This is a genomic window from Methyloceanibacter marginalis, assembly GCF_001723295.1.
Classification (GTDB): domain Bacteria; phylum Pseudomonadota; class Alphaproteobacteria; order Rhizobiales; family Methyloligellaceae; genus Methyloceanibacter; species Methyloceanibacter marginalis.
Map to the genome: position 1 here is coordinate 1 of NZ_LPWD01000218.1, position 2,964 is coordinate 2,964.

The window sequence follows — 2,964 nt, forward strand, 5'->3', positions numbered from 1 at the left end:
AGCTCAAGGAGCTGGTTATTACAGACTCGATCCAGCCGAGCGAATCCGTGCTGAAGGCTCACAATATCCGCGTGCTGCCCATCGCCCCGCTTCTGGGCGAAGCCATCGCCCGCACCGCGGAAGAAAAGTCGGTGTCGAGCCTCTTTTACTAACGTCAAAAGTGCCGCCCTCGACGGCACCAAGTGCGCGCCCGGGCGTTGATACCCCCACTACCTGCACCACAACCAACCGAGGAGAGAGTACCCATGCACGTAACCTTGGAGCATGCCGAGAAGGCCATCGCCGCAGCGCGCAAGAAAGCCCTCGAGTTGAACACCCAAATGTGTATCGCGGTGGTCGACTCCGGCGCCAACCTGAAAGCCTTCATTCGCATGGACGACGCCTGGGTCGGCTCCATCGACATCGCCATCAAGAAGGCCACCACGTCCTGCTTCTTCGGCATGGCGACAGGGCAACTCGGCCAGCTGTCACAGCCCGGCAAGCCGCTTTACGGCATTGAGCATTCCAATGACGGGTTGATCACCTTCCCAGGCGGCGTACCCATCGTCGATGAGGACGGCGTGCTCGTCGGCGCCATCGGCGTCAGCGGCAGCGTGGTCGAGAACGATCATGCCGTGGCCGAGGCGGGCGTGAAGGTTCTCGGCGTGACGGAGCTACCCGAGCATCCCTGGCGGACTTAAGCCGCGAACACCAGATTTTCCGGCAAGGCGTTGACGTCGGCGGTTCCCGTCAGCGTCATCGCCTCGTCGAGCTCTTGCGCCAGCAGCGAAAGCGCAGCGGTGACACCCTGCTCGCCATGGGCCGCGAGCCCGTAGACATAGGCGCGTCCCACCAGGCAACCATTCGCGCCACGCCCTAGCGCCTTCAAAATGTCGGAGCCGGAGCGAACGCCGCTGTCCAGAACCACCTCGACAGCGTCGCCGACCGCCTCTCGAATCCGCGGCAACATGTCGATGGTGCTGCTGGCACCGTCGAGCTGACGGCCCCCGTGATTGGAGACGATGACGCAATCGGCGCCGAGGCTAACGGCAAGCTTGGCGTCCTCGGGGTCGAGGACGCCTTTGACGATCAATTTGCGCTGCCAGTGATGGCGAACCCATTCAAGATCGTCGCGTGTCACCGAGCCCTTGAAACGCGGCTCAGCCCAAGCCGACACGGTCGCCAAATCGGTGCCGTCGGGCGAATAAGGCGCGAGATTGCCGAGGGTTGGCTTGTTGCGGAGCCAATCGTAGAGCCAACGTGGCTTCCGCACGATACGCGCCACGTGGCGCGGTCGCACTTTCAAAGGCACGACCAGCCCGTTGTCGAGATCCCGGTTGCGCCGTCCTTGCACCGCCGTGTCGACATTGACGACGAGCCCCGGACATTTCGCCTGCTCGGCCCGCTGCAGGAGCGCCGCGTTGATCGCGCGGTCCTTCATCATGTAGAGCTGAAACAGAAACGGCGTGTCGACCGCGGCGGCGACATCCTCGATGGAGCAACTCGCCAGGGTGCTGAGACAATACGGGACGCCGTAGGAAGCCGCGGCACGCGCCGCATGAATTTCCGCGCGAGGGTAGAACACCCCGCCCATGCCGATCGGCGCCAAGGCAACCGGGATCGCCGCGCGCTGCCCGAACAGAACCGTGTGCATATTGCGGCTGGCCACATGATCAAACACGCGCTGTCGCAGCCGCAACGCCGCGAAGTCGTCGAGGTTCCGCTTGAGGGTCACCTCGTCGTTGGAGCCGCCTTCGAGAAAATCGTAGATCGCGATCGGCAGCCGCCGCTTGGCCGCACGCTTCAAATGACCCGGATGCTGCGCCAAAGCAGGCGGCCTGACCATGGCCCCGCCGCGTAACTCCGGAGCGTCGATCGCTCCTACCCGTTCGGCAATGGTATCGGCGAGTTCGCTGTCGAAACGTTCGTTCATACTCTACGCTCTTATCCCGATCCGTCCTGATCGCAAACTCAATGAGGTGGCAAACTTGACGCAGCCGCTGACCAAGGCCCCTATATCTACTAACCCAAATCCGACCCTGCCGGGAAATTAAGCCCTCTTCATGGTTGTAGCTCATCATGCTTAACCTCCTTACGAAGGCCTATCCATGAGATTTCCGCGCAAGTCCGCCATCACCGTCGCAGGCGCCGGCAGCGTCGGCTGCTATGTCGGCGCGCTCCTGGCCGCGTCGGGGCGGAAAGTCACACTGCTGTCACGCGCACCTTTGGCAGAGGCCATCGCGAGTCACGGTATTCGCGCGTCCGATCTCGAAGGACGCGACACAACCCTGCCCCCTACGGCCCTGACCGCCACCGCCGATGCCTCGGCTGCGCTGCAGGGCGCGAAGATCGTGCTGGTCACGGTGAAGTCGCGCGACACGGAGACGGTGGCTCAATTGATCAAGGCGTATACGGCAAAAGACACAGTTGTCGTCAGCCTGCAGAACGGCGTGGACAATGCTCACGTCCTGCGCCGCGTCCTGGGGCCGAAGCGCCGCGTCCTCGCCGCTATGGTGCCGTTCAACGTGGTGCAGAACCACGAGAGCGACGAAGCCCGCGCTTCCACCGGGCAACGAGCGGCGTGATCCGGATCCAGACAGGTGTCGATGGCTTGCGCAAGCTGCTCAACGTCAAGGGCGCGCGCGTGGCCGAACACCCCGACATCGAGGCGGTCATGTGGGGCAAGCTCCTCGTAAACCTCAACAACGCGCTCAATGCCCTGTCCGACCTGCCGCTGCATCAGCAGCTTCGCGAACGCCGCTGGCGTCTCCTGATGTCGCGGCAGATGCGCGAGGGGCTCGCCGTCCTGCGGGCCGCCGGCGTCCGTCCTGCGCCGGTCGAAGGGGTGCCGCCCCGGCTCATGGCCTTCGCGCTGCGCCTCCCCGACGCCCTCTTCAGGCTCGCGGCGCGGGGCATGCTCGCCGTCGATAAAAAATGCCCGCTCGTCCATGTGGGACGACCTGCGGCGGGGGGCGCGACGGAAAT

Annotated in this window: 4 protein-coding genes and 1 pseudogene; 4 read left to right on the forward strand and 1 reads right to left on the reverse strand. The window is 64.0% G+C overall.

Translation table 11 applies throughout. The features are described 5' to 3' along the window. A pseudogene (locus AUC71_RS18690) lies at positions 1–152 on the forward strand (phosphoribosylpyrophosphate synthetase); the annotation flags it as partial. Between the two features lie 93 nt (positions 153–245). Next, on the forward strand, positions 246–680 hold the full coding sequence (locus AUC71_RS08805; protein WP_069623967.1) for a GlcG/HbpS family heme-binding protein: 435 nt from the start codon (positions 246–248) through the stop codon (positions 678–680). Here the strand turns inward: AUC71_RS08805 and AUC71_RS08810 are convergent. After that, the gene (locus AUC71_RS08810) at positions 677–1,912 is read right to left on the reverse strand and encodes an alpha-hydroxy acid oxidase (RefSeq protein WP_204376688.1); all 1,236 of its coding nucleotides are present in this window, start codon (positions 1,910–1,912) and stop codon (positions 677–679) included. The genes AUC71_RS08805 and AUC71_RS08810 overlap by 4 nt on opposite strands. 175 nt (positions 1,913–2,087) lie before the next feature. Between AUC71_RS08810 and AUC71_RS08815 the strand changes: the two genes are divergently transcribed. Together AUC71_RS08815 and AUC71_RS08820 are read left to right on the forward strand one after the other, a co-directional pair. Next, a complete protein-coding gene (locus tag AUC71_RS08815) occupies positions 2,088–2,564 on the forward strand; it encodes a 2-dehydropantoate 2-reductase N-terminal domain-containing protein (protein ID WP_069623968.1) in 477 nt (158 codons plus the stop codon). Further along, positions 2,561–2,964: ketopantoate reductase C-terminal domain-containing protein (locus AUC71_RS08820; RefSeq protein WP_280139299.1), on the forward strand; the 404-nt coding region annotated here is incomplete at its 3' end. The genes AUC71_RS08815 and AUC71_RS08820, both read left to right, overlap by 4 nt.